This window comes from Delftia sp. ASV31 (assembly GCF_016428765.1).
GTDB classification, from domain to species: domain Bacteria; phylum Pseudomonadota; class Gammaproteobacteria; order Burkholderiales; family Burkholderiaceae_C; genus Comamonas; species Comamonas acidovorans.
In genome coordinates this window covers 17,242-41,714 of the sequence record NZ_JAELTK010000011.1, presented here as the reverse complement: position 1 = coordinate 41,714, position 24,473 = coordinate 17,242, and the positions used below count along the sequence as shown (strand labels likewise).

Genomic DNA, 24,473 nt, shown 5'->3' with positions numbered 1-24,473 from the left:
CTGCCGTGGCCGTGTGTCGTGAACCGGCAGATCCTCAGGCCAGCAATTGCGCCACGTGCGCGCCAATGGCCAGGCAGCTGGTCAATCCCGGTGACTCGATACCCAGCAGTTGCACCACGCCCGCAACGCCGTGGGTCTGAGGCCCCTGAATCTCGAAGTCTGCGGCGGCCTCGCCGGGGCCGCTGATCTTGGGGCGGATGCCGGCGTAGCCGGGCACCAGCGCGCCATCGGCCAGACCCGGCCAATACCGGCGGATCTCTGCGTAGAAGGCGTCGGCGCGCACGGGATCGACCTGCAGATCACCTGGGCTCTCGACCCACTGCACATCGGGGCCGAACTTGGCCTGGCCACCCATGTCCAGCGTGAGATGCACGCCCAGGCCCGCCGCCTCGGGCACGGGATAGATCAGGCGCGAGAACGGTGCTCGCCCGGACAGCGTGAAATAGTTGCCCTTGGCATAGAAGGCCTGCGGAACGAACTGCTGCGGAAACCCCTGCAAACGGGCCGCCAGCAATGGCGCATGAAGACCTGCCGCATTGACCAGTGTGCGGGCCGTCAGTTCCGTCCCATCGGCCGTGCGCAGCCACACGCCGCCTGGATGGATGGCTGCCTCCTGCACCTCGGCATGGCAGACCACCATGCCGCCTGCGTTTTCGAGATCGCCCTGCAGGGACAGCATCAGTGCGTGGCTGTCGATGATGCCGGTGCTGGGGGAGTGCAGTGCCGCCGCACAGTGCAGCGCGGGCTCCATGGCACGTGCCTCGGCGCCTTCAAGCCAGCGCAGGTCGTGGACGCCATTGGCTTCGGCCTTGCGTGCAATGGCCTGGAGTTGGCCGCGCTGCGCCTCATCCGTTGCCACGATGAGCTTGCCGCAGCGCTGATGGGCAATGCCGCGCTCACCGCAGTAGGCGTAGAGACGCTGCCGGCCTTCGACGCACAAACGGGCTTTCAACGAGCCTTCGGGATAGTAGATGCCGGCATGGATGACCTCGCTGTTGCGCGAGCTGGTGCCCGTGCCAATGGCTTCAGCCGCCTCCAGCACCACGACCTCCCTGCCCTGCAACGCCAGCGCCCTGGCCACCGCCAGCCCCACCACGCCCGCACCCACCACCACGCAATCGACCTGTTCGCTCATCTTGTCTGCCCTTTCGCCGTCCAGCAGCCGATTATCAGACGGCGTCAGACACGAATTCGCCACAGATCATCTGGACACATTGGAATTTCCAGGGCCTGAAAATCATGCACCGAGCCGAAACGAAAAAGCCCTCCTGAACAGATTTCAGGAGGGCTTGATTGGTGGGTGATACATGGATCGAACATGTGACCCCTGCCGTGTGAAGGCAGTGCTCTACCGCTGAGCTAATCACCCGCGAAGCCGGCTGCTAGGCCAACCTCTTTGGAAAAAATGGTGGGTGATACATGGATCGAACATGTGACCCCTGCCGTGTGAAGGCAGTGCTCTACCGCTGAGCTAATCACCCATATGTCGTTACTGCGACAAGACTTAGATTATGTCATAACTTCTAGGACTGATTTTCGAAGCCGCGCCAAATTGTCTTGCCGCCGCTCGATTTGTCCATCTGCACCATCACATCCTCGTGTGCGGCCAGCTCCTGATCATTGGCGTGCACCACGCGCAGCTTGAAGCTGGCCAGATCCACCTGCGCCACGACCAGCCCACCCTCGGACTGGACAGGCTCTTCCGCCATCAACAGGGCCTCCTGGCCCCGCGTGAGGTTGATGTAGACATCGGCCAGCAGCTCCGCATCCAGCAAGGCGCCGTGCAGCGTGCGCCCGGAGTTGTCCACCTCCAGGCGATCGCACAGCGAATCGAGCGAGTTGCGCTTGCCAGGGAACATCTCCTTGGCCATGACCAGGGTGTCGATGACCCCGCTCACGCACTGGCGGATCGGCGGGCGGTTGGCGAGCTCCAGCTCCTTGTTCAGGAATCCCAGGTCAAATGGCGCGTTGTGGATGATGAGCTCGGCGCCCTGCAGGTACTCCCAGATCTCCTCGACCTTGTGCTCGAAGCGCGGCTTGTCCTTGAGGAATTCGGTGGTGATGCCGTGCACGCGCAGCGCGTCCGGATGGCTGTCGCGCCCCGCATTGAAATACAGATGCAGGTTGTTGCCGGTCAGCTTGCGGTTGACCATCTCCACGCAGCCCAGCTCGATGAGCCGGTCGCCGTTGTCGGCTGACAGGCCAGTGGTTTCAGTGTCGAGAATGATTTGACGCGACATGCGCTGGCCCTCAGTGGTTTTCCTTGGCGTGATTGAGCGAGTACTTGGGAATCTCGATGGTCACGTCCTCGCGTGCCAGGATGGCCTGGCAGGACAGTCGGGACTGCGGCTGCAGGCCCCAGGCGCGGTCCAGCAGGTCTTCTTCCTCTTCCTCGGCCTCGTTCAGCGAGTTGTAGCCCGCCTTGACCACCACATGGCAGGTGGTGCATGCGCAGCTCATGTCGCAGGCATGTTCGATCTTGATGTTGTTGTCCAGCAGGGCCTCGCAGATCGAGGTTCCGGCGGGCGCCTCGATTTCGGCTCCCTGGGGACAGTATTCGGCGTGGGGAAGTATTTTGATAACGGGCATGACGGATCTGCTGTCGGATCAGAAATCAGGAAAGGGATTGCACGCTCTTGCCGGCCAGGGCCTGCTGGATGCTGCGGTTCATGCGCTCGGCGGCGAAGGACTCCGTGCCCTTGGCCAGCGCTTGTGTCGCGGCCTCGATGACGGCGGCATCCTCGGAGCCCACGCTGGCACGCAGGGCGTCGATCAGCGCATCGATGGCTGCGCGTTGGTCCGCGGCGAGCACATCGCCATCGGCCTGCAGAGCGCTTTCGGTGGCCATCAGCATGCGATCGGCGTCGACACGTGCCTCCACCAGTGCGCGGGCCTGCATATCCTGCTGGGCCGTGGCAAAGCCGTCCTGCAGCATGCGGGCAACCTCGTCGTCCGACAGGCCGTACGACGGCTTGACATGGATATGGGCCTCGACGCCACTGGTCTGCTCCTTGGCGCCTACCGACAGCAGGCCGTCGGCATCCACGGTGAAGGTCACACGGATGCGGGCCGCGCCAGCCGCCATGGGCGGGATGCCGCGCAGCTCGAAACGCGCCAGGCTGCGGCAGTCCGCCACCAGATCGCGCTCGCCCTGCACCACATGGACGGCCAGGGCCGTCTGACCATCCTTGTAGGTGGTGAAGTCCTGGGCACGGGCTGTGGGAATGGTCTCGTTGCGGCTGATGATTCGCTCGACAAGGCCGCCCATGGTCTCCACGCCCAGGGACAGAGGAATCACGTCGAGCAGCAGCATGTCGCCGCTGGAGCTGTTGCCAGCGAGCTGGTTGGCCTGGATGGCGGCCCCCAGCGCGACGACTTCGTCGGGGTTGAGATTGATGAGAGGATCGCGGCCAAAGAACTCGGCCACGGCCTCGCGCACCTGGGGCATGCGGGTGGAACCGCCGACCAGCACCACGCCCTGCACTTCGTCGCGCGCCAGCCCTGCGTCCTTGAGCGCGCGGCGCACGGCCGCCAGCGAACGTGCCGTCAGATGGGCCGTGCTCGCATCGAAATCGCTGCGCTTTACATCGAAATGCACAGCGCCGGTAGACAGCTCGGCCGTGAGCGTTGCGACCTGTGCATCCGTCAATGCCTGCTTGCAAAGGCGTGCCGCCATGCGCCAGCGGGCCTTGTCCTCGGCCGTCTGGGGAACCACGCCGGTCTGCTGGGCCACCCACTCGGCCAAAGCCGCGTCGTAGTCGTCACCCCCCAGGGCCGAATCGCCGCCAGTGGAGACGACTTCGAACACACCCTGGGACAGGCGCAGGATAGAAATATCGAAAGTGCCGCCACCCAGGTCGTAGACGGCGTAGACGCCTTCGGAGCCGTTGTCCAGGCCGTAGGCAATGGCTGCAGCCGTGGGCTCGTTGATCAGGCGCAGCAGGTTGATGCCGGCGAGCTTTGCCGCATCCTTGGTGGCCTGGCGTTGCGCATCGTCAAAGTAGGCGGGCACGGTGATGACGGCGCCATGGATGTCGTCATTGAAGGTGTCTTCGGCACGGAAACGCAGCGTAGCCAGGATCTCGGCACTGACCTCCACGGCTGTCTTGGTGCCATCGACGGTCTCGATCCCGATCACGCCACGGCCGGCCTCCTGCTCCGCAAAGCGGTAAGGCAGCTTTTCCGGCGCATCGATGTCAGCCAGCGTGCGGCCCATGAAGCGCTTGGCCGAGGCAATGGTGTTGCCCGCATCGGTAGACAGTGCAGCCTGTGCGGCGTGGCCGATCTCACGGCGGCCCTGGGGCAGATAGCGCACGACAGAAGGCAGCAGCACTCGGCCCTGGTCATCCGGCAGGCATTCGGCCACGCCATTGCGGACAGCGGCGACCAGCGAATGCGTGGTGCCCAGGTCGATGCCCACGGCAATGCGCCGCTGGTGGGGATCGGGGGACTGACCGGGTTCGGAAATCTGCAAAAGCGCCATGAAAATACTCGGGGAAATTGCAGGTCCGGGCCGGCCGGCCTGCCTTGTGAATGAGGGTCTCTCGTGGGAGGTGCGGATCGCGGGTTATTGTCCCAGTTGATCGCGGCGACGCTCTATGTCCTGCGCAAATCGCGCAACAAACATGAGGGCTCTGACCTGCTGCACAGCCGCCTGCGCATCGTGCAGTTCGTCCAGCTGACGACCGCATTCAGCCAGCATGTTCTTTCTCGCCTGCAGCACCTCGTCGTCCAGCGCATCCAGGGCGGCCTCGTCCTGCGCCTCTTCCAACGCCTCGCGCCACTCCATTTGCTGCATCAGAAAGGCAGTGGGCATGGACGTGTTGTCCTCGGCACGCACGGGCGCACCCTGCAATTCGCAGAGATACGCTGCGCGCCTGAGTGGCTCTTTCAACCGCTGGTAGGCCTCGTTGATGCGCACCGACCATTGCATGGCCACGCGCTGCGCGGCGGCTCCCTGCGAAGCAAAGCGGTCAGGGTGGGCCTCGCGCTGCAACTCCTTCCAGCGCGCGTCAATGGTGCTGCGCTCCTGCGCAAATTGGCGCGGCAGCGCAAACAGCTCGAAATCGTCCGATTGCAGGTTCATGTCGATAAAAAGCCGCCAGCACCGAAGCGAAGGCGGCCTCTTGAGGGAGTAGAAGAAATCAGGGTCTGCCGGGCATGCCGCCAGGCCACAAAGGCCCAGCCACCCGGCAGATGCCGGTCAGATGCGAAAGCTCTCGCCGCAACCGCAGCGATCACGCTCGTTGGGGTTGTGAAACTTGAAGCCTTCGTTCAAGCCCTCACGCACGAAATCCAGCTCCGTGCCGTCGATATAGGCCAGGCTCTTGGGATCGACCAGCACCTTGATGCCGTGGTCCTCGAAGATCACGTCCTCGGGCAATTGCTCGTCCACATACTCCAGCTTGTAGGCCAGGCCAGAGCAGCCCGTGGTCTTGACCCCGAGGCGCACGCCGATGCCCTTGCCGCGTCGCGACAGGTAGCGGCTCACGTGGCGTGCCGCAGAATCGGTCAGCGAGATCGCCATATCAGGCGGCCACCACCGCAGTGCGCTTGGCACGGTAGTCATCGACCGCTGCCTTGATGGCGTCTTCGGCCAGGATGGAGCAGTGCACCTTGACGGGTGGCAGAGCCAGCTCTTCGGCGATCTGGCTGTTCTTCAGCGCAGCCGCCTCATCCAGCGTCTTGCCCTTGACCCACTCGGTCACCAGCGAAGACGAGGCAATCGCGGAACCGCAGCCATAGGTCTTGAAACGCGCATCCTCGATGACGCCGGTTTCGGGGTTGACCTTGATCTGCAGCTTCATCACGTCGCCGCAGGCAGGAGCGCCGACCATGCCGGTGCCCACCGATTCGTCGTTCTTGTCGAACGAGCCCACGTTGCGGGGATTTTCGTAGTGGTCTACCACTTTGTCGGAATAAGCCATGATGTCTACCTCTTCAATACTTGATTCGCGTGCCGGCCAATGCTCAGTGAGCCGCCCATTGGATGGTGCTGAGATCGATGCCGTCCTTGAACATCTCCCACAGCGGGCTGAGTTCGCGCAGCTTGACCACATTGGTGCGGATGGTGCTGATCGCGTAGTCGATTTCCTCTTCGGTCGTGAAGCGGCCGATCGTCATGCGCAGGCTGCTGTGCGCCAGTTCGTCGCTGCGGCCAAGTGCACGCAGCACATAGCTGGGCTCCAGGCTGGCCGACGTACAGGCCGATCCCGAGGACACCGCCAGACCCTTGATGCCCATGATGAGCGACTCGCCTTCGACGAAGTTGAAGCTCATGTTCAGGTTCTGCGGCACACGGTGCTCCATGCTGCCGTTGATGAAGACCTGCTCCAAGTCCTTCAAGCCGTTGAGCAGACGCTGCTGCAGCGCGTAGGCCTTGGCGTTGCTTTCAGCCATTTCTTCCTTGGCAATGCGGAAGGCCTCGCCCATGCCGACGATCTGGTGCGTAGGCAGCGTGCCCGAGCGCATGCCGCGCTCATGGCCACCACCGTGGATCTGAGCTTCCAGACGCACACGTGGCTTGCGGCGCACATACAGGGCACCCACGCCCTTGGGGCCATAGGTCTTGTGCGCGGTCATGCTCATCAGGTCCACCGGCAGCTTCGACATGTCGATCTCCACGCGGCCCGTTGCCTGCGCGGCATCCACATGGAACAGGATGCCCTTTTCACGGCACAGCGCGCCGATGGTGGGAATGTCTTGGATGACGCCGATTTCGTTGTTCACGAAGAGCACGCTGACCAAAATGGTGTCGGGGCGCAGAGCGGCCTTGAATGCCTCGATGTCGAGCAAGCCATCAGGCTGCACGTCCATGTAGGTCACCTCAAAGCCCTGGCGCTCGAGTTCACGCATGGTGTCGAGCACGGCCTTGTGCTCGGTCTTGAGCGTGATCAGGTGCTTGCCCTTGCCCTGGTAGAAATGCGCCGCGCCCTTGATGGCCAGGTTGATGGACTCGGTGGCACCGCTGGTCCAGACAATCTCACGGGGATCCGCGCCGATCAGGTCTGCGACCTGACCGCGGGCCTTCTCGATGGCCTCCTCGGCTTCCCAACCCCAGGCATGACTGCGCGATGCGGCGTTGCCGAAATGCTCACGCAGCCAAGGAATCATGGCGTCCACCACGCGAGGGTCCACGGGGGTGGTCGCGCCATAGTCGAGATAGATGGGGAAATGCGGGGTCATGTCCATGACTGGCTCTTATCAAGGTTCAGGCTGGCAAAAAACGGGAAGGCGATGAACTCCGGTGAATCCATCCAGGCGGACAACACCGCGCCACACAGCCATGCGCGGCGGTGCCCTGCCCTCAGGGTGTCAAAAGTCGATCAGGACTTGGCGAAGGCGTTGCCCAGCGCGAATACCGAGTTCGGGGCATTCACACGGATGGGCTTGACCACGGGAGCCGTGGAAATCGCGCGACGCACCACGGGCTTGTCCTCGATCTGGATGCCCTTGGCCAGTTGTTCATCCACAAGCTTTTGCAGCGTCACGGAATCGAGGAACTCGACCATGCGCTGGTTAAGTGCAGCCCACAGCTCATGCGTCATGCAGCGGCCGGCTTCGCCCAGGCAATTTTCCTTGCCGCCACACTGGGTGGCATCAATGGGTTCGTCCACGGAGACGATGATGTCGGCCACGGTGATGTCGCCAGCCTTGCGGGCGAGCGTGTAGCCGCCGCCGGGTCCACGGGTGGACTCGACGAGTTCATGGCGGCGCAGCTTGCCGAACAGCTGTTCCAGATACGACAGGGAAATCTGTTGCCGCTGGCTGATGGCTGCCAGCGTGACAGGGCCATTGTTCTGGCGCAGGGCCAGATCGATCATGGCAGTGACCGCAAAACGGCCTTTGGTGGTGAGACGCATTACGAGCTCCTTCAGTCAGGCTTGTACGTTACAGAAACACCCGCTCCAGCGATTTGACTGGAGTTGGGCACAGTCTCCGCCCTTACTCCGTCCTGTTCAAAAGGTTCAGAGCCCTTCTTTTCATCGAAGTTTTTGTTGTTGTTGAGTGTTGACCCTTAGTGTACCACATTCCCCATCAATTTTGTCGGGTAACAGGAGCTAACGGGCTTCAGACCAGGCGCTGCCTCAGGAAACCTGCACGGATGAGCCTCCGAACAGTTGCTCCTTGAGCAGCGCCAGCTGATCGCGCACCCGCGCAGCCTGTTCGAACTCCAGGCTGCGCGCATGTTCGAGCATCTGCTTCTCCAGACGCTTGATTTCCTTGGCCACATCTTTTTCGGACATGTCCTCGACACGCGCTCTTTCGAGCTGATTGGCCTGCAGGCGTTCCGCTTCCTTGCCACTTTTTTCGCTGTAGACCCCATCAATCAGGTCTTTCACCCGCTTGACAATCTGCTTGGGTTCGATTCCGTTTTCCTCGTTGAAGCTTATTTGCTTGGCACGGCGGCGCTCGGTCTCGCCAATGGCCTTCTTCATGGACTCCGTGACCCGGTCCGCATAGAGGATGGCCTTGCCATGCAGGTTGCGCGCGGCGCGGCCGATGGTCTGGATGAGACTGCGTTCGGCGCGAAGAAAGCCTTCCTTGTCGGCATCGAGGATGGCGACCAGCGAGACTTCGGGGATGTCCAGCCCCTCGCGCAGCAGGTTGATGCCCACGAGCACGTCAAAGACACCCAGGCGCAGGTCACGAATGATCTCCACGCGCTCCACCGTTTCCACGTCGGAGTGCAGATAGCGCACCTTGACGCCGTTTTCACTCAGGTAGTCGGTGAGTTGCTCGGCCATGCGCTTGGTCAGCGTGGTGATGAGAACGCGCTCCGTGCGTTCGACGCGCAGGCGGATTTCCTGCAGCACGTCGTCCACCTGATTGGTGGCCGGGCGTACTTCGATTTCAGGATCGATGAGGCCTGTGGGGCGAACGACCTGGTCCACGACCTGGCCCGAGTGGGTCTTCTCGTAGTCTGCCGGCGTGGCGGAGACAAAGATGACCTGGCGCATGCGCTGCTCGAATTCCTCGAATTTGAGCGGCCGGTTGTCCAGCGCCGACGGCAGCCGAAAGCCGTATTCCACCAGCGTGGTCTTGCGCGAGCGGTCGCCGCTGTACATGGCGTTGAGCTGGCCGATCATCTGGTGACTCTCGTCCAGGAACATGAGGGCGTCGCCGGGCAGGTAGTCGGTCAGGGTGCTGGGCGGCTCGCCGGGTGCGGCGCCTGAGAGGTGGCGGGTGTAGTTCTCGATGCCCTTGCAGTGGCCGACCTCGGTGAGCATCTCCAGATCGAAGCGCGTGCGCTGCTCCAGGCGCTGGGCCTCGACCAGCTTGCCGTCTCCCACCAGTTGCTTGAGCCGCTCGGCCAGTTCCAGCTTGATGGTTTCCACGGCGGCCAGAACCTTGTCGCGCGGCGTGACGTAGTGGCTGCTGGGGTAGACGGTGAAGCGCGGAATGCTCTGGCGCACGCGGCCCGTCAGCGGGTCGAACAGTTGCAGGCTTTCAACCTCGTCGTCGAAGAGTTCGATGCGTATGGCCAGTTCCGAGTGCTCGGCGGGGAAGACGTCGATGGTGTCGCCGCGCACGCGGAACTTGCCCCGACTGAAGTCCTGGTCGTTGCGCTGGTACTGCATGCGTATCAGTTGCGCGATGACGTCGCGCTGGTTGATGCGGTCGCCGGTGCGCAGCGTCATGATCATGCGGTGGTAGCTTTCGGGCTCGCCGATGCCGTAGATGGCCGAGACCGTGGCGACGATGACCACGTCGCGCCGCTCCATCAGGCTTTTGGTGCACGACAGCCGCATCTGCTCGATGTGCTCGTTGATGGCGCTGTCCTTTTCGATGAACAGGTCGCGCTGGGGCACATAGGCCTCGGGCTGGTAGTAGTCGTAGTAGCTGACGAAGTATTCGACGGAGTTCTTGGGAAAGAACTCGCGGAATTCGCTGTACAGCTGCGCTGCCAGCGTCTTGTTGGGCGCGAAGACAATGGCCGGGCGACCCAGGCGGGCGATCACGTTGGCCATGGTGAAGGTCTTGCCCGAGCCCGTCACGCCCAGCAGGGTCTGGAAGGATTCGCCGTCCTGGATGCCTTCGACCAGCTTTTCAATGGCTGCGGGCTGATCGCCGGCCGGCGGATAGGGCTGGAACAGCTCGAAGGGGGAGTCCGCGAAATGCACGAACTGGCCGGAGGCCTCAGGTGCTGGAGAGGAATCAGAGACTTCGTGCATGACGTGGGTTCGCAAAAGTGAGTATCGGCCGGCGAGATCGCTAGAATTCATGGGTTAACCCGAAAGCCTACCGTAGCTTGGGGCTAGCCGCGTTTTTTCCACCTCCCAAGACATCCCAAGGACGCTTCATGTCTCTGTTTACCGCCGTCGAAATGGCCCCCCGCGACCCCATCCTGGGTCTGAACGAGCAGTTCGCTGCCGACACCAACCCCAGCAAGGTGAATCTGGGCGTGGGCGTGTACTTCGACGACAACGGCAAGTTGCCCCTGCTCGAATGCGTGCAGGCCGCCGAGAAGGCGATGATGGACAAGCCCACGGCCCGCGGCTACCTGCCCATCGACGGCATCGCTGCCTATGATGCCGCAGTCAAGGGCCTGGTGTTCGGCGCCGAGTCCGACGTCGTCAAGTCCGGCCGCGTGTCCACGGTGCAGGCCATCGGCGGCACCGGCGGCCTGAAGATCGGCGCCGACTTCCTCAAGAAGATCAGCCCCGCCGCCAAGGTGCTGATCTCCGACCCGAGCTGGGAAAACCACAAGGCCATCTTCACCAATGCAGGCTTCGAAGTGGGCACCTATGCCTACTACGACGCGGTCAACCGCAAGGTGAACTTCGAAGGCATGCTGGCCGACCTGAACGCGGCCGCCGCCGGCACCATCGTGGTGCTGCACGCCTGCTGCCACAACCCGACCGGCTATGACATCACGGCCGAGCAGTGGGACCAGGTGATCGCCGCCGTCAAGGCCAAGGGTCTGGTGGCCTTCCTCGACATGGCCTACCAGGGCTTTGGCCACGGCATTGCCGAAGACGGCGCCGTGATCGGCAAGTTCGTGGCCGCCGGCCTGAACATCTTCGTCTCGACCTCGTTCTCCAAGAGCTTCAGCCTGTACGGCGAGCGCGTGGGCGCGCTGTCGGTAGTGGCCAACGACAAGGAAGAAGCGGCCCGCGTGCTGAGCCAGCTCAAGATCGTCATCCGCACCAACTACTCCAACCCGCCCACCCATGGTGGTGCCGTGGTGGCCGCCGTGCTGAACAACCCCGAGCTGCGCGCACTGTGGGAAAAGGAACTGGGCGAGATGCGCGTGCGCATCAAGGCCATGCGCCAGAAGCTGGTTGACGGCCTGAAGGCTGCCGGTGTCCAGCAGGACATGGGCTTCATCACCACCCAGATCGGCATGTTCAGCTACTCCGGCCTGAGCAAGGACCAGATGGTGCGCCTGCGCACCGAGTTCGGCGTCTACGGCACGGATACGGGCCGCATGTGCGTGGCCGCGCTCAACAGCAAGAACATCGACTACGTCTGCCAGTCGATCGCCAAGGTGGTCTGACCCCCGCCCCGGCTACCCGGCCATGCGCCGGGTTTGCAGAAATGCCGCCAACGGTGCATTGCCCTGGCGGCATTTTCTTTTTCCGGGCGGCTTTTGCATCCTCACCGTCCGGTATGCGCCAGGCCCCTGGAGGCGTGGGTGCGATCATGCGTGCAGTTGAAACACCGAATGCACAACGAGACGCTCCATTCCCATGCCCGATCACGCGCCTCCTGAACCCATTGCGCTACAAGCGCCCCTCTCCTCTTCCCCCACCAACGGGCAGCCGTTGTCGGGCGTGCGCATCCTGAGTCTGGCCCTGAATCTGCCCGGCCCCGCCGCCCTGATGCGCTGTGCCGCCATGGGCGCGCAGTGCAGCAAGCTGGAGCCTCCGGCTGCACAGCCCGCCGCGGCCGGTACAGCCGGCGTGGCCGGTGCAGACCCGATGGCGCACTACAGCCCGCAAGCCTATGCCGACATGCACCAGGGCGTTGCGGTCTGGCAGGCACATCTCAAGAGCGAGGAAGGACAGGCGGCGCTGCACGATGCGCTGGATGCGGCCGACATCCTGCTCACCTCGTTCCGCCCCGCCGCACTGGCCAAGCTGGGGTTGGACTGGGCGTCGCTGCAGCGGCGCCATCCGCAGCTGTCGCTGGTGCGCATCGTCGGCAGCGCGGGAGCCCTTGCCGATGTGCCGGGCCATGACCTGACCTACCAGGCCGAGGCGGGGCTGGTACAGGGCGGCGCCATGCCACCCAGCCTGTTTGCCGACATGGCCGGTGCGCTGATGGCCAGCGAAGCCGTGCTCAAGGCCTGGCTGCTGCGCCAGCGCAGCGGCCACGGCAGTCTCCAGGAGACAGGCCTGGCCCAGGCCGCGCAGTGGCTGGCTTTGCCCTGGCATTGGGGCCTGACCCGGCCCGATGGCGATGTGGGCGGCGCGCACGCAGGCTATCGCGTCTACGCCTGCGCCGATGGATCGGTGGCCGTGGCGGCCCTGGAGCCGCATTTCGCGGCCCGCCTGTGCGCCGTGGCGTCGGTGAATGGCGATGGCAGCATCGCCAGCATGCGCAGCCCCGCCATGCATGAAGCCCTGCAAGCCTTCCTGGCCCCCTTGTCCTGCGCCGAGCTGGCAGACCTGGCCGAGCAGCACGATCTGCCCCTACACCCTCTGCCCGCCCCACCCCAGGCACCACCCCGCTTGTAGGCGGACACCCAAAAGCACCACCTGCCCTCAACCTACAAGCCGCGCAGGTCATGGCTGGCCGCAGCATGCGGGCACGCTGCGGCCAATGACCCTCTTTACCGTAATAGCCCGCTCCTCTTAAATCGGAGGTGCGCATACAACCGGACAACCCGAACACATCTGGAAACACCCATAATCGGCTTATCTGGAGGCAGCCCCATGGTTCGAGAACATCCATCAACCGCCCGGATATCCGGGACGCGTCAGCCACCCAGCCATACGGCGCCAGTTCTGCGGCGCATTGGCGCCAGCGCCTGAGCCGCCCACACGGCCAACCCTCCCCTGCTCCGCCCATGCAAAGCCAGCCCCCAGCCCATGTGCCGGTACTGCAGCTGGTGCAGCGCATCTGGCCCCTGGTGCTGGTGGTCGTGGTGCTGGTGGTCATGGCCAGCGGCAGCCTGTACCTGGTGTCTGCGGTGCGCGCCTTCGTGGCCGGGGAAAGCCTGTGGTCCAAGGCACAGAAGGACGCCATCTACGCCCTGAGCCGCTATGTGGACAGCGGCTCGGCGCGAGATCTGGCGCGCTTCGAGCAGGCCATGGCCATTCCCGCGGGCGACTGGCAGGCGCGCATGGCGCTGGACGATGTGCCAGCCAGGGTCAAGGATGCGCGTGACGGCGTTCTTCTGGGAGGCAACCACCCTGACGATGCCGAGGCGCTGATCTGGCTCATGCAGACCTTCCGCCATGTCGAGCTTCTGGAAGAGCCTTATCGCTATTGGAAACAAGGCGATCAGTACCTGCAGCAGCTCGACAGGCTGGCCCAGGAGATAGAGCAGCGCCACGCCGTGGGCAGCGTCAGCGCCGAGGACGCCATCACCTGGAAGCGCGAGATCGAGCAGATCAACGCCGGCGTCACACCGGCCACCCAGCAGTTCAGCGCCTCGCTGGGCCGCAGTTCACGGCAGATGGTGATGTGGCTGCAGGGCATCCATCTGGTGCTGGGTGTGGCGCTGATCCTGGTGGCGCTCTGGCATACGCGGCGCATGCTGCAGCAGCGCCAGCAGGTGCAAAACGACCTGCTGACGGAAAAGGAAAGGGCCCAGACCACGCTGGCCTCGCTGGGCGACGCCGTGATCACCACGGACGCCCAGGGCGTGGTGGACTATGCCAACCCCGCCGCGCTGGGCCTGCTGGGCAGCAGCGAGCAACAGCTCAAGGGCCAGCACCTGGCCAAGGGCCTGCATTTCAACAGCATTGACACCACCCAGACCGCGGAAAGCCTGCTGGCCCATTTGCTGTCGGGCCAGCAATTGCGCGAGGAGCACACGCGCTGGCTGCGGCGCCATGACCGCAGCATCGTGCCGGTCAAGCTCATGGGGTCGGCCATCAGCGGCGGCGGGGAGCGCCCGGCCGGTGCGGTGATCGTGCTCAGGGATGTCTCGCGCGAGCAGCAGTACCTGGACCAACTGTCTTGGCATGCCAGCCACGACGGGCTGACCGGGCTGGAGAACCGCGTCGAGTTCGAGCGCCGCCTGCAGCGCCTGCTCAACCAGGGCCAGCACAGGCTGCGGCCCTCGGCCGTGCTGTACATGGACCTGGACCAGTTCAAGCTCATCAACGAGACCTGCGGCCACCCGGCGGGCGACGAGATGCTGTGCGAAGTCAGCCGCCTGCTGCTGCACAACCTGCGCGAGACCGACACCCTCGCGCGGCTGGGCGGAGATGAATTCGGCGTTCTTCTGGAGAACTGCCCGCCCGAGCCCGCCCTGCGCATTGCCGAGAAGCTGCGCCAGGCGACCGAGGCCCTGCACGTGCACTGGGGCAAGCAGGTGCTGCGCACGGGGCTGAGCATCGGCCTGGTGCACATCGGCGGCGAGGTCCAGTCGGCCCAGGACCTGCTGCGCATGGCCGACATGGCCTGCTACCGCGCCAAGGAGCGCGGCCGCAACCGCATCTACGTCTACCGCAGCGACGATGGCGAGTACACTCGCCACGTCAGCGAGATGGAATGGGTGACACGCATACGCATGGCGCTGGAGCAGGAGCGCTTTTGCCTGTACGCCCAAAGCATTGCACCGTTGCAGCCCGACGGCCAGCGGGGCCTGCATTTCGAGGTGCTGCTGCGGCTGCGCGACGAGCAGGGCCAGATCATCTCGCCGGCCACCTTCATTCCCGCGGCCGAGCGCTACGGCATCATGCCCACGGTGGACCGCTGGGTGATCGCCAGAACGCTGGCCACGCTGGCGCAGCATCCGGCCGCACTGCGCCACATCGACACCTGCGCCATCAACCTGTCAGGCCCCAGCCTGGATGACGACGGGCTGTTGGACTTCGTGCAGGAACAGCTGAGCACGCATGGCATTGCGCCGCAGCTGCTGTGCTTCGAGATCACGGAGACCAGTGCCATCGCCAGCCTGTCCAGTGCCACCAGGCTGATCCAGGCCCTGCGCACCCTGGGCTGCCGCTTTGCGCTGGACGACTTTGGCGTGGGCATGTCCTCGCTGACCTATCTGAAGCAGCTGCCCGTGGACTATCTGAAGATCGACGGCGGCTTTGTGCGCGACATGCTCCAGGACCCCAGCAACCACGCCATGGTGGAGATGATCAACCGCATAGGCCACATCCTGGGCAAGCGCACCGTGGCCGAGTATGTGGAAACCCGCGAGATCGCCCAGGCCCTTCAGGCCGTGGGCGTGGACTATGCACAGGGCTTTGCCCTGGCACGGCCCGTGCCGCTGGACACGCATTACTTTGAAAGCGGCGCCCAGGCCGCCCGCCGCGAATGGCAGGGCACGCTGGCGCCGGCCGCCAGCTAGAGGCAAAGGCGCATCAGCGCGGCTTGCGACCGCCCGGCGCCGCCTTGCGGCCCGAACCGGCAGCGCCCGCAGAACGGGAAGGACCACCCACACCGGGGCGCGGCGGCAGGCCGGTGTGCTGGGTCAGCATGCGGCCCGGCTGGGGCTGGCTGGAACGGAAACGCACATCGCCCGCAGGCTCGCGCGACTCTGCCAGCACCTTGCCCGGCCCGGCATTCTTGCCGCCGGCCTTGTTGAGGGCGTAGGCCTTGCCTTGCTGGGATACCACGGCACGTGCGGCCACGCCCGTGCCCTGCGTGCTGTTCTTGCGGCGCGCGCTCTGGTAGCCGCCATCGACCAGGGGCTGGAAGGTGGGGATCAGGTGCTGCTTGCCGTTGCCGATGAGGTCGGCACGGCCCATGGCCTTCAAGGCCTCGCGCAGCAGCGGCCAGTTGTTCGGGTCGTGGTAGCGCAGAAAGGCCTTGTGCAGGCGCCGGCGCTTTTCACCGCGCACGATGTCCACCGACTCCTCGTTCACGTCGCGCATCTCGCGGCGCACCTTGGTCAGCGTGTTGCGGCCAGAGTGGTACATGGCCGTGGCCGTGGCCATGGGGCTGGGATAGAAGGTCTGCACCTGGTCGGCGCGAAAGCCGTTCTTCTTCAGCCAGATGGCGAGGTTCATCATGTCCTCGTCGCTGGTGCCCGGGTGGGCCGCGATGAAGTACGGAATCAGGTACTGCTTCTTGCCCGCTTCCTCGCTGAACTGCTCGAACATCTGCTTGAAGCGGTCATAGCTGCCGATGCCGGGCTTCATCATCTTGGTCAGCGGCCCGGACTCGGTGTGCTCGGGCGCGATCTTCAGGTAGCCGCCCACATGGTGCTGCACCAGCTCCTTGACGTACTCGGGCGACTTCACGGCCAGGTCGTAGCGCAGGCCCGAGCCGATCAGGATCTTCTTGATGCCCGGCAGATTGCGCGCGCGGCGGTAGATCTTGACCAGCGGGGCGTGGTCTGTGTGCAGGTTCTGGCAGATGCCGGGGAACACGCAGCTGGGCTTGCGGCAGGCGGCCTCGATCTCGGGGCTCTTGCAGCCCAGGCGGTACATGTTGGCCGTGGGGCCGCCCAGGTCGGAGATGGTGCCGGTGAAGCCCTTGACCTTGTCGCGGATGTCCTCGACCTCCTGGATGATGGACTCCTCGGAACGGCTCTGGATGATGCGGCCCTCATGCTCGGTGATGGAGCAGAAGGTGCAGCCGCCGAAGCAGCCGCGCATGATGTTGACCGAGGTGCGGATCATCTCCCAGGCCGGGATCTTGGTCTCGCCTTCATGGCTGCCATTGGCGTCGGCATAGCTGGGATGGGGGCTGCGCGCATAGGGCAGGCCAAAGACCCAGTCCATCTCGGCCGTGGTCAGCGGAATGGGGGGCGGGTTCAGCCACACATCGCGCGCGGTCACGCCCTCGCCGTGGGCCTGGACCAGGGCGCGGGCGTTGCCGGGGTTGGTCTCCAGGTGCAGCACGCGATTGGCGTGTGCGTAGAGGATGGGGTCGGCCTTGACCTGCTCGTAGCTGGGCAGGCGCAGCACGGTCTTGTCGCGCGGCGGCTGCTTGCCCTTGCCGCGCAGCGACGGGTTGGGCACGAACTGGATGGTCTGAACGGCGGCGACCGAGGCGCCGTCCGGCTTCGCGGCGGCATCACCCTCTTCCTTGGAGCAGGTCTGGCCCTGGGCCTCGGCCTGCTCGCTGGTGGTCATGTAGGGGTTGATGTGGGGCTCGACCACACCGGGCTCGTCCACCACGGAGGAGTCCAGCTCGAACCAGCCCGCTTCAGACTCGCGGCGGAAGAAGGCCGTGCCGCGCACATCGGTAATGCTTTCCACGGGCTCGCGCGCGGCCAGGCGGTGGGCCACCTCGACCAGGGCGCGTTCGGCGTTGCCGTACAGCAGGATGTCGCACTTGCTGTCCACCACGATGGAGCGGCGCACCTTGTCGCTCCAGTAGTCGTAGTGGGCGATGCGGCGCAGGCTGCCCTCGATGCCGCCGAGCACGATGGGCACGTCCTTGTATGCCTCACGGCAGCGCTGGCTGTAGACAATGGCCGCGCGGTCGGGGCGCTTGCCGCCCACGTCGCCCGGCGTGTAGGCATCGTCGGAGCGGATCTTGCGATCGGCCGTGTAACGGTTGATCATCGAATCCATGTTGCCTGCCGTCACGCCCCAGAACAGGTTGGGACGGCCCAGGGCCTTGAAGGCCTCGGCGCTCTGCCAGTCGGGCTGGGCGATGATGCCCACGCGAAAGCCCTGCGCCTCCAGCACCCGGCCGATCACCGACATGCCGAAGCTGGGGTGATCCACATAGGCATCGCCCGTCACCAGGATCACGTCGCAGCTGTCCCAGCCAAGCTGGTCCATCTCGGCCCGGCTCATCGGCAGGAACGGGGCCGTGCCGAAGCGCTTGGCCCAGTACGGTCGGTAGCTGGTCAGCGGCTTGGCAGCGCGATGGAAAAAGGAAACGTCAACGGGGGCGTTCATGATGGGCGGTTCGGCTTCTGGGAGCCTGTGCGGAAGGAACCGGCCAGTGTACGTTTCGGCACTCAACCCTGCTGGCTAAGGGTCTTGCTCCAGCCCCCTGATACGGCCTTCCTGCTGCTGCCAGCCCGACCTCTTTGCGGCCTCCTGCGCCAGATAGGCCTTGGGCGTATGCCCGGACCAGCGGCGGAAGGCCCGCGCAAACACCTTGGGAGAGTCGTAGCCCGCGTTCTCTGCGATGCGGGCCGATGACAGCCCGCCGGCCTCCATCTGCTGGGCGGCCAGCGCCATGCGGTGCGCCGTCAGGTAGCCGATGGGCGTGGCGCCCACCAGCTGCTTGAAACGCATGCTGAAGCGGGTGCGCGACATGCCGGCCTCGGCCGCCAGCGTCTCCACGCTCCAGCTGCGCTGCGGCTCCCGGTGCATGCAGACGATGGCGCGGGCAATGCAGGCATCGCCCAGGCCCCGCAGCCAGCCTTCACCCACGGCGGCCTCGCGCGCCAGGTGCTCGCGCAGGATGTTGACCAGCAAAAGCTCGCCCATGCGCGCGGCCGACAGGCGCCAGCCCGGGCGCCGCGCCAGCGTCTCCAGCGTGAGCGACTGCATGGTGGCGGCCAGGCAATCGGCCAGCGGCAGATCGCTTGCGCGGATGTGGATCAGCGGCGGCAGGATGCGGAACACCGAATGCCGGCAATAGGCTGAAAACCACAGCAGGGCCGAAAACATGTCGGTCGCCTCGCCCCCGCCGCCATGGCTGAAGACCAGCGGATTCTCGTCCTGCGGGCCTTCGGCATGGCGGGAGATCAGCCGCGAGAACAGCTCGCAGGCCATGCCCAGGTCCGAGGCCACCACATGTGCCGCCCCCATGGGCAGCATGACCAGGTCGCCCGGCTCGACCCGCAGCGGCTGCATGCCCTCCACCTGTATCCAGTAAGGCGCGCCGCGCGCCATGCGGATCATGGCGCCCGTGACGCCCGTGGACTTCAGGCTCCACGGCGCGGTCAGCGCAAAACGCGCCGTCACGGCGCGCTCTGACCGGCAAATATCGAGAACTTCGCTCAGCACATCCATGGGGTCGTGGCATCCTTGATTCCGGGCCGATGTTAGCCAGCGCCGGCCACGCGACCACCCGGCAGGGCTAGCTGTTTACCCTAGGCTGAAGATCCTGCTGCGCCGCCTGCACCAGCTCGGAGAACTGCCGGGCGCTGCCCAGCCGCTCGGCCGCCAGCAGCGCCAGCTTTACCAGAAACAGCTCGGACTGCTGCGGGCCTGCCGCGTCAATGGCCGTGGCCAGTTGGTCGTAGACGGCCTCCAGACCGGCGATATCCAGGGTGCCGGGCAATTCAAGCGTGTCGGGCGATGTGTGTGCTGGACTCATGCCTGGGCTCCTTGCGTGCAGGTGGCGTTGTCGAGTGCGGATTGCAGGCGCCGCGCATCCAGCGCCAGCCAGCGTGCGCAGACATGCTGGTCAGGCCGCAGCAGGTAGGCAGCGCCAGAAGGTGGATCGGCGGGCACGCCATGGCGTTCGCGGCAGCGGCCCTGACTATCGGAAAGGGTCAGGTCAGCGCCCTGAACTGGCTGCGGCTGCGCCTGGCTGGAGATGGCCACGATGCGCAGGCCCACGCCGCGGCCGCGCACCACGCGGGCAACTTCGCTCAACGCGGGCGGCACAGCCGAGCCATCGGTGAAATACAGCAGGTCGAAGCCGCCGCCCAGGTGGTCCAGCAGATAGTCGTCCGGCGCCAGGCACACGTTCTGCGGCGGCGCGCCATGGGCGGGGCCGCCCTTGAACAAATGGTTGTCGTCGTCCCTGCTGTTGAGGGGCGAGCGGGCGTACTCGTGGGGGCGAGATGTACGCCAGTGGTACAGCGGGCGCACGAAGGCCTGGGTGAGCGACAGCGACAGCACGGCATCGCGCAGCAGCCGGAAGCCGCGCGAAGGCGGCGCCATGAAGCGCGTGCTCTTGCCGGCCTCTTCGACAATCTCGCGCGCCGCGCCCACGCGCTCGCTGCTGTAGCTGTCCAGCAAACGGGCCGGCGCCACGCCGCGCGCCACCAGGGCCAGGCGCCAGGCCAGGGCCTGGGCGTCCTGGAAACCGGTGTTGGCGCCGCGCACCCCGAAGATGGGCAGCAGGTGGGCCGCATCGCCCGTGAAGACCACGCGGCCATGCACGTAGTCCGGCAAGGTCAGCGCGCGCGCCGAGTAGACCGAGCTCCAGTCCATCTCCCAGGGCGTGCCGCCAAAGCCGATCATCTCCAGTTGCGCGTCGATGCGCGCCTTGAGCGATTCGGGCTGCAGTGCCTGCTGCGGATCTTCGCCCGCAGGCAACTGGTAGTCCACGCGCCAGATGCCGTGCGGCTCGCGGTGCATGAGGATGGTGTTGCCGGGGTTCCACACCGGATCGAAGAAGGCCAGGCGCTCGGTGGGCAGCGGCAGGTCGATGCGGATGTCGGCAATCACGAAGCGGCCTTCGTATGACGCCCCTTCCATGACCAGGCCCATGGCCGTGCGTAAGCCCGAGCGTGCGCCATCGGCTGCGACCAGCCAGTCGGCTTCCAGCGCATACGGCCCCTCAGGCGTGTCCACCTGCAGCCGCGCTTTTGCAGCGGCGCCTTCGCCAGCCTGCTCCACCCGCTCCACGCGGTTGCCCCAGCGCAACTCGATCAGCGGATGGGCCAGCACGGCATCGACCAGGTACTCCTCCAGGTACTGCTGCTGCAGGTTGGTCATGGGGAAGAAGCGGTCGTCCTCGCTGTGCGGTGCTTCCATGCGAAACACGCGCTGGCCCCGGTAGAAGGAGTTGCCAAAGCGCCATGGCAGCCCGCTGTCGCTGACCCGCCCGGCCACGCCCACCTGCTGGAGGATCTCCATGGAGCGGCGCGTGAAGACGATGGCGCGGCTGCCTTCGGATACCTGCAGCTCGGACTCCAGCAGCACGCATCGCTGCCCGTGGCGCGCCAGCTCCAGTGCCGTGGTCAGGCCTACCGGCCCCGTTCCGACAATGACGACGGGGTGCCGCTGCACCCCCGGGTGCTCCGATGGCAGCCAGGGCCGATGCACCTGGTAGCGGTAGTAGATGGACTGCCTGGGCTGGGCATGGGGCTGGTGCATGGGGGTCTCCGTCGTGCGTCTTGTTCAGGGCGCAGTGTAGGCAGCACCGGCCCTGACGATGTCCCCAGATGGGGACAGACTGCGGCGCCCGCCTCCGGGGCTCAGGACAGCGCCTCGGGCGCCATCAACAAGGCAAACAGCTCACGCTGCCCCTGCACGCCCAGTTTGGCGCAGACCCGCTTGAGATAGGTTCGCGCGCTGGACACGGTGATGCCCAGGCGCTGCGCCAGCCGCTCGGCATCAAGCCCCTCGATCACGCAGCGCACCACGTCCAGATCGCGCTGCGTGAGATGGGCAAAGCGCCCTGCCAGGCGCGCCAGCACCAGCCCCGCCAGATCGTCCTGCAGCGCCTGGCCCGCATAGTGCAGGCGCATGGCCTGCATGACCAGGGGCACAAAGGCTTCGATGCGTGCGATGGACTGCGCATCAAGGCAGCCGTGCTCCTCGCCCCGGTACAGGTTCACGGCCAGCCACCGTGCGCCAGGCTGCAGGGTCAGCAGCGAGAGCCGCTCCACCAGGCGCGGCAACTCATAGCAGACATGGCGGTACTCGGGATGGCTGACATCGCAGGGGCGCTGGCGGTGCAGCCAGACGCGCGCGGGAGCCTGGGGGTGGCGCTGCTGCCGCGCCAGTTCGGCCTGCATCACGCGCTGTGCGCCGTCGAGCGGATAGAAGCGCTCGCTGTAGTCCTGCGAAATCATGGGCAGCGCCCCCGTGCGCGCCCTGTCGCCAAAACCCACGATGCGCGGCCGCGATCGGCCCTGGAACGAGAAGATGGTGCACTGCGCCAGCGGCACGTGCCGGCCCAGCAAATGCAGCAACTGCCCGGCCACCTCATCGCTGCTGGCGCTGGAGCGGCCCACCTGCTCCAGCAGGGCCGTCACATCGCCCAGGGGCACGGGCAGGCTGGCGTCGCTGGCGGAGGCAGGCACCAGCAGCCAATGGCTGCGGGCTGTGTCAGTGCTCATGGTTCCTGCAGGAATGCAAAAAGGCCGGCGCTTCGCGCAGCCGGCCTGGGTGGGTGGGTGGGTACGTGGAAATTGGAAATGATAAATCCAGCGCAGCGAGGCAAAAGCCTGCTGCGCCTGGTTCGCGGTCTGTTCGCTTGAGGGTCACCGCCTGTCGGCGGGCCGCTGCACGGTCCAGCCAGACCTGACAGTACTGATGCCGCTGCAGGCCCTTGGCCAGGCGGCACCTGCCATCACCATTCGCCGACGTTGCGGATGCGCTGGTCCAGATCCAGAGGAATGCCGCCGCCAGCGGCTTCATGGTCCTGACCAGCTTGCTCCAGCGCCATGGGCGGGGGACTGAAATGATCGCGGCCAAAGGTGTGTTCGGTGAGAACGGGATCGCGGGAAGGTGGGGTGTTCATGGTTGCGCCTCCTTGACAGAAAGCTTACTGCGAATCTTTCACGATTTCTGTAGGACAAACCTGGATGCAACCCTCTGAAGCTGAAATGACACAAGGTACGCATGCTCACAAATGTGTAGCGCTTCGTAATAAAGGCGTAATGAATCCATGTGCCAAACACCGGGCCAGGGACGATCGGGTAAGCTTGCCGCCCTCCATGCCACAGACACTCCGCGCGCCCGCGCACAGCGAACTCATCATCAAGAAAAGCCGCTTCATCGGTTGCGTGCAGCCGATGGCCGACCGCGCCAGCGCCCAGGCGGTGGTCGATGCGCTATGGCGCGAGCACCCCGGCGCCGCCCATGTCTGCTGGGCGCTGCTGGCAGGCGGCCAGTCGGCAGCCGTCGATGACGGCGAGCCCAGCGGCACGGCAGGCCGCCCCATGCTGGACGTGCTGCGCCACCAGGACCTGGAAGGCGTGCTGGCCACCGTGGTGCGCTACTTCGGCGGCGTCAAGCTGGGCGCAGGTGGCCTGGTGCGCGCCTACACCGATGCCGTGGCCCAGGCCCTGCTGACCGCCGAGAAAGTGACACTGCAGCGCATGCAATCGCTGCGCTGCGCCGTGCCTTATGCGCTGGAAGGCCTGGTGCGCCGCGAGATCGATGCGGCAGGCGCCGAGCTGCTCCAGGTCGAGCACGGCTCCCTGGTGCAGTTCGATCTGCGCCTGCCGCAGTCGCAGGCTGAAGGCTTTGTGAGCCGCCTCAATGAGAGCGGTCAAGGACGCGTGGGCTGGATGGAAATCCACCCCGGCGAATGAGATGCGCCGGGCTCAAGCAGTTCAACCGGCCACCAGAAACCGCTGCGCCAGCAGCACCCAATAGGCGGCTCCCACGGCGATGTTGTCATCGTTGAAGTCATAGCCCGGGTTGTGCACCATGCAGGCGCCTTGCTCGCTTCCCTCACCATTGCCAATCAGCAGATAGCTGCCTGGCACGCGCTGCAGCATGAAGGCAAAGTCTTCGCTGCCCGGCAAGGGCGGCGCCTGCAGCGTGACATGTTCCGGGCCCAGCAGCTCCAGCGCGATCTGGCGCGCGAAGTCCGTCTCCTTGGGCGTGTTGACCAGCACGGCATAGCCAGGTCGCCACTCGAGTTGCGCCTGCACGCCGAAGCTCTCGGCCTGCGCACTCACCAGGTCGCGAATGCGCTGCTCCAGCAGCCTGCGCACATCGGCATCCAGCGCACGCACGCTCAACTCCAGCGCAGCGCTGTGGGCAATCACGTTGTTGGCCTTGCCTGCGTGGATGGCTCCCACGGTCACCACCGCCATTTGCAGCGGATCGATGTTGCGCGAGACGATGGTCTGCAGGGCCATGACGATGCTGGCAGCCGCCACGATGGGATCGGCCGCGCGGTGCGGCATCGCTCCATGCCCGCCCACCCCGGTGAGGGTGAGCGTGGCGTAGTCGGAGGACGCCATGGCTGCGCCCTCACGCAGCGCCAGCCGCCCCTGGGGCAAGCCCGGCATGTTGTGCATGGCGAAGATGGCGTCGCAGGGATGTCGCTCGAAGAGGCCGTCCTCCATCATGCGCAAGGCCCCGCCGCCGCCCTCCTCCGCAGGCTGAAAGATCAGCGTGAGCGTTCCGTCGAAGCCGCCGTGCTCGGCCAGATGCCGGGCCGCTGCCAGCAGCATGGCGGTATGACCGTCATGGCCGCAAGCATGCATGACACCGTCATGCGTGCTGGCGTGGGCGAAGGCATTGGCCTCGGTGATGGGCAGCGCGTCCATGTCGGCACGCAGGCCCAGGCGCCGGCTGCCGCTGCCGCGCACCAGCCGCCCCACCACGCCGGTGCCTCCCAGGCCGCGCTCCACCTCGTATCCCCATTGCTCCAGTTGCCGCGCGACCAGGGCGCTGGTGCGGTGCTCCTCGAAGCCGAGCTCGGGATGCCTGTGGATGTCGCGGCGCACCTCGACGAAGGCTGCGGCCGAGCCGCGCAAAGTGTCCAGAAGGGTGTTCATGTGCGGCATC

The 24,473-nt window shown here is 65.4% G+C and carries 21 protein-coding genes and 2 tRNA genes; 4 read left to right on the top strand and 19 right to left on the bottom strand.

Annotated elements, in window-relative coordinates; genetic code table 11:
• Positions 1 to 34 precede the first annotated feature (34 nt).
• From JHD82_RS06235 to uvrB, 12 genes are all read right to left on the bottom strand, one after another.
• The gene (locus JHD82_RS06235) at positions 35 to 1,135 is read right to left on the bottom strand and encodes an NAD(P)/FAD-dependent oxidoreductase (RefSeq protein WP_199135738.1); all 1,101 of its coding nucleotides are present in this window, start codon (positions 1,133 to 1,135) and stop codon (positions 35 to 37) included.
• Positions 1,136 to 1,294: 159 nt separating this feature from the next.
• A tRNA-Val gene (locus JHD82_RS06230) sits at positions 1,295 to 1,369 on the bottom strand.
• Between the two features lie 37 nt (positions 1,370 to 1,406).
• Positions 1,407 to 1,481 (bottom strand) — tRNA-Val (locus tag JHD82_RS06225).
• 42 nt (positions 1,482 to 1,523) lie between these two features.
• Positions 1,524 to 2,240, bottom strand: coding sequence for a DNA polymerase III subunit epsilon (gene dnaQ, locus JHD82_RS06220; protein ID WP_034394212.1), 717 nt, complete (start codon positions 2,238 to 2,240; stop codon positions 1,524 to 1,526).
• Positions 2,241 to 2,250: 10 nt separating this feature from the next.
• Complete coding sequence (fdx, locus tag JHD82_RS06215) at positions 2,251 to 2,589, bottom strand: ISC system 2Fe-2S type ferredoxin (RefSeq protein WP_013802212.1); 339 nt, start codon at positions 2,587 to 2,589, stop codon at positions 2,251 to 2,253.
• Positions 2,590 to 2,614: 25 nt separating this feature from the next.
• A complete protein-coding gene (gene hscA / locus JHD82_RS06210; RefSeq protein ID WP_012205820.1) occupies positions 2,615 to 4,483 on the bottom strand; it encodes a Fe-S protein assembly chaperone HscA in 1,869 nt (622 codons plus the stop codon).
• 84 nt (positions 4,484 to 4,567) lie between these two features.
• Entirely contained in the window at positions 4,568 to 5,086 is a 519-nt protein-coding gene (gene hscB, locus JHD82_RS06205) for a Fe-S protein assembly co-chaperone HscB (RefSeq protein ID WP_065346386.1), read from the bottom strand.
• Between the two features lie 117 nt (positions 5,087 to 5,203).
• Positions 5,204 to 5,527: an iron-sulfur cluster assembly protein IscA gene (gene iscA, locus JHD82_RS06200; RefSeq protein ID WP_012205822.1), complete on the bottom strand. Its 324-nt coding sequence runs from the start codon at positions 5,525 to 5,527 to the stop codon at positions 5,204 to 5,206.
• Between the two features lies 1 nt (position 5,528).
• Entirely contained in the window at positions 5,529 to 5,927 is a 399-nt protein-coding gene (gene iscU, locus JHD82_RS06195; RefSeq protein ID WP_012205823.1) for a Fe-S cluster assembly scaffold IscU, read from the bottom strand.
• A 43-nt stretch (positions 5,928 to 5,970) separates the two neighbouring features.
• Positions 5,971 to 7,191 carry an IscS subfamily cysteine desulfurase gene (locus tag JHD82_RS06190; RefSeq protein WP_012205824.1) on the bottom strand — a complete coding sequence of 407 codons (1,221 nt, stop codon included), beginning with the start codon at positions 7,189 to 7,191 and terminating at the stop codon, positions 5,971 to 5,973.
• A gap of 134 nt (positions 7,192 to 7,325) precedes the next feature.
• On the bottom strand, positions 7,326 to 7,862 hold the full coding sequence (iscR, locus tag JHD82_RS06185; protein ID WP_012205825.1) for a Fe-S cluster assembly transcriptional regulator IscR: 537 nt from the start codon (positions 7,860 to 7,862) through the stop codon (positions 7,326 to 7,328).
• A gap of 225 nt (positions 7,863 to 8,087) precedes the next feature.
• Positions 8,088 to 10,175, bottom strand: coding sequence for an excinuclease ABC subunit UvrB (gene uvrB, locus JHD82_RS06180; protein WP_043782068.1), 2,088 nt, complete (start codon positions 10,173 to 10,175; stop codon positions 8,088 to 8,090).
• A gap of 128 nt (positions 10,176 to 10,303) precedes the next feature.
• Between uvrB and JHD82_RS06175 the strand changes: the two genes are divergently transcribed.
• The 3 genes from JHD82_RS06175 to JHD82_RS06165 all read left to right on the top strand — a co-directional run bounded on the left by JHD82_RS06175 (position 10,304) and on the right by JHD82_RS06165 (position 15,478).
• Positions 10,304 to 11,500, top strand: coding sequence for an amino acid aminotransferase (locus JHD82_RS06175; protein ID WP_012205827.1), 1,197 nt, complete (start codon positions 10,304 to 10,306; stop codon positions 11,498 to 11,500).
• Between the two features lie 193 nt (positions 11,501 to 11,693).
• A complete protein-coding gene (locus JHD82_RS06170) occupies positions 11,694 to 12,683 on the top strand; it encodes a CoA transferase (RefSeq protein ID WP_199135737.1) in 990 nt (329 codons plus the stop codon).
• A gap of 332 nt (positions 12,684 to 13,015) precedes the next feature.
• Positions 13,016 to 15,478, top strand: coding sequence for an EAL domain-containing protein (locus JHD82_RS06165; protein ID WP_199135736.1), 2,463 nt, complete (start codon positions 13,016 to 13,018; stop codon positions 15,476 to 15,478).
• A 13-nt stretch (positions 15,479 to 15,491) separates the two neighbouring features.
• On the opposite strand, the gene JHD82_RS06160 is transcribed toward JHD82_RS06165, so the two are convergent.
• The 6 genes from JHD82_RS06160 to JHD82_RS06135 all read right to left on the bottom strand — a co-directional run bounded on the left by JHD82_RS06160 (position 15,492) and on the right by JHD82_RS06135 (position 22,467).
• Positions 15,492 to 17,987: a YgiQ family radical SAM protein gene (locus JHD82_RS06160; protein WP_199135735.1), complete on the bottom strand. Its 2,496-nt coding sequence runs from the start codon at positions 17,985 to 17,987 to the stop codon at positions 15,492 to 15,494.
• A 75-nt stretch (positions 17,988 to 18,062) separates the two neighbouring features.
• A complete protein-coding gene (locus JHD82_RS06155; RefSeq protein ID WP_043822934.1) occupies positions 18,063 to 19,055 on the bottom strand; it encodes an AraC family transcriptional regulator in 993 nt (330 codons plus the stop codon).
• 67 nt (positions 19,056 to 19,122) lie between these two features.
• The gene (locus JHD82_RS06150) at positions 19,123 to 19,362 is read right to left on the bottom strand and encodes a DUF2783 domain-containing protein (protein WP_199135734.1); all 240 of its coding nucleotides are present in this window, start codon (positions 19,360 to 19,362) and stop codon (positions 19,123 to 19,125) included.
• The gene (locus JHD82_RS06145; protein WP_199135733.1) at positions 19,359 to 21,095 is read right to left on the bottom strand and encodes an FAD-dependent monooxygenase; all 1,737 of its coding nucleotides are present in this window, start codon (positions 21,093 to 21,095) and stop codon (positions 19,359 to 19,361) included. The genes JHD82_RS06150 and JHD82_RS06145 overlap by 4 nt, the downstream gene beginning before the upstream one ends.
• Before the next feature lie 101 nt (positions 21,096 to 21,196).
• Positions 21,197 to 22,063, bottom strand: a complete 867-nt coding sequence (locus JHD82_RS06140; RefSeq protein WP_199135732.1) for a helix-turn-helix transcriptional regulator — start codon at positions 22,061 to 22,063, stop codon at positions 21,197 to 21,199.
• 233 nt (positions 22,064 to 22,296) lie between these two features.
• Positions 22,297 to 22,467, bottom strand: a complete 171-nt coding sequence (locus JHD82_RS06135; RefSeq protein WP_012205835.1) for a hypothetical protein — start codon at positions 22,465 to 22,467, stop codon at positions 22,297 to 22,299.
• Positions 22,468 to 22,663: 196 nt separating this feature from the next.
• On the opposite strand from JHD82_RS06135, the gene JHD82_RS06130 reads away from it, so the two are divergent.
• A complete protein-coding gene (locus tag JHD82_RS06130; RefSeq protein WP_199135731.1) occupies positions 22,664 to 23,263 on the top strand; it encodes a YigZ family protein in 600 nt (199 codons plus the stop codon).
• Positions 23,264 to 23,284: 21 nt separating this feature from the next.
• On the opposite strand, the gene JHD82_RS06125 is transcribed toward JHD82_RS06130, so the two are convergent.
• Positions 23,285 to 24,463 (bottom strand): M20 aminoacylase family protein, encoded by a 1,179-nt coding sequence (locus JHD82_RS06125; RefSeq protein ID WP_199135730.1) that lies wholly within the window; start codon positions 24,461 to 24,463, stop codon positions 23,285 to 23,287.
• Positions 24,464 to 24,473: the final 10 nt, after the last annotated feature.

Coding starts and splice junctions, on each gene's coding strand:
- iscU (WP_012205823.1), bottom strand. CDS start 5,927: ATGGCTTATTCCGACAAAGTGGTAGACCACTACGAAAATCCCCGCAAC.
- JHD82_RS06140 (WP_199135732.1), bottom strand. CDS start 22,063: ATGAGCACTGACACAGCCCGCAGCCATTGGCTGCTGGTGCCTGCCTCC.
- JHD82_RS06160 (WP_199135735.1), bottom strand. CDS start 17,987: ATGAACGCCCCCGTTGACGTTTCCTTTTTCCATCGCGCTGCCAAGCCG.
- fdx (WP_013802212.1), bottom strand. CDS start 2,589: ATGCCCGTTATCAAAATACTTCCCCACGCCGAATACTGTCCCCAGGGA.
- hscA (WP_012205820.1), bottom strand. CDS start 4,483: ATGGCGCTTTTGCAGATTTCCGAACCCGGTCAGTCCCCCGATCCCCAC.
- JHD82_RS06135 (WP_012205835.1), bottom strand. CDS start 22,467: ATGAACACCCCACCTTCCCGCGATCCCGTTCTCACCGAACACACCTTT.
- JHD82_RS06125 (WP_199135730.1), bottom strand. CDS start 24,463: ATGAACACCCTTCTGGACACTTTGCGCGGCTCGGCCGCAGCCTTCGTC.
- hscB (WP_065346386.1), bottom strand. CDS start 5,086: ATGAACCTGCAATCGGACGATTTCGAGCTGTTTGCGCTGCCGCGCCAA.
- JHD82_RS06235 (WP_199135738.1), bottom strand. CDS start 1,135: ATGAGCGAACAGGTCGATTGCGTGGTGGTGGGTGCGGGCGTGGTGGGG.
- JHD82_RS06170 (WP_199135737.1), top strand. CDS start 11,694: ATGCCCGATCACGCGCCTCCTGAACCCATTGCGCTACAAGCGCCCCTC.
- uvrB (WP_043782068.1), bottom strand. CDS start 10,175: ATGCACGAAGTCTCTGATTCCTCTCCAGCACCTGAGGCCTCCGGCCAG.
- JHD82_RS06165 (WP_199135736.1), top strand. CDS start 13,016: ATGCAAAGCCAGCCCCCAGCCCATGTGCCGGTACTGCAGCTGGTGCAG.
- JHD82_RS06175 (WP_012205827.1), top strand. CDS start 10,304: ATGTCTCTGTTTACCGCCGTCGAAATGGCCCCCCGCGACCCCATCCTG.
- dnaQ (WP_034394212.1), bottom strand. CDS start 2,240: ATGTCGCGTCAAATCATTCTCGACACTGAAACCACTGGCCTGTCAGCC.
- iscA (WP_012205822.1), bottom strand. CDS start 5,527: ATGGCGATCTCGCTGACCGATTCTGCGGCACGCCACGTGAGCCGCTAC.
- JHD82_RS06145 (WP_199135733.1), bottom strand. CDS start 21,095: ATGCACCAGCCCCATGCCCAGCCCAGGCAGTCCATCTACTACCGCTAC.
- iscR (WP_012205825.1), bottom strand. CDS start 7,862: ATGCGTCTCACCACCAAAGGCCGTTTTGCGGTCACTGCCATGATCGAT.
- JHD82_RS06155 (WP_043822934.1), bottom strand. CDS start 19,055: ATGGATGTGCTGAGCGAAGTTCTCGATATTTGCCGGTCAGAGCGCGCC.
- JHD82_RS06130 (WP_199135731.1), top strand. CDS start 22,664: ATGCCACAGACACTCCGCGCGCCCGCGCACAGCGAACTCATCATCAAG.
- JHD82_RS06190 (WP_012205824.1), bottom strand. CDS start 7,191: ATGGACATGACCCCGCATTTCCCCATCTATCTCGACTATGGCGCGACC.
- JHD82_RS06150 (WP_199135734.1), bottom strand. CDS start 19,362: ATGAGTCCAGCACACACATCGCCCGACACGCTTGAATTGCCCGGCACC.